Annotated in this window: 1 protein-coding gene; it reads right to left on the reverse strand. The window is 47.9% G+C overall.

Annotated features, from left to right (window positions below; genetic code table 11):
* Positions 1-405, reverse strand: a 405-nt coding sequence (locus GVL52_RS29775) for a glycosyltransferase family 4 protein (RefSeq protein WP_160012785.1), incomplete at both ends; no start/stop codon positions are given.

Below are 405 nucleotides of genomic sequence, written 5' to 3' on the forward strand. Positions count from 1 at the left end.
GTCGATACTGTGGCAGGAAATCCCTGAGAGATCGTCGATGACTTCTCTTGCAAAAAGGAACCATGCCGTTCCACTAACAGCTCAATTACCTTGTCGTCAGTGACCACCAGATGGTCAGCATCGTGCATGATGCGACGCTCCAACCGTAAATCGATGCTCCGACGCCAAAGAGGAGAATATGGTGTAAGCAAGGGATCCCCTAAATCGACGATCCACGGAATCTTCATCTTCTTGGCATAAAATCCTACGAAGATGTCAACCGCTGGCTCATGTGAACTCAGGACGATGTCATAATTATTTTTGCGTAGAAGCTGCTTGAGTTTCCTGCGTGCTAGAAAATACCATTCGCTGCGAATGTCAGGGTATACAACGTGGTTGAGAAAGTCTCGTGCGATACCGTAACCC

Origin of the sequence: Rhizobium sp. 18055 (assembly GCF_902706285.1) — a bacterium.
In the GTDB taxonomy this organism is placed as follows: Bacteria; Pseudomonadota; Alphaproteobacteria; order Rhizobiales; family Rhizobiaceae; genus Rhizobium.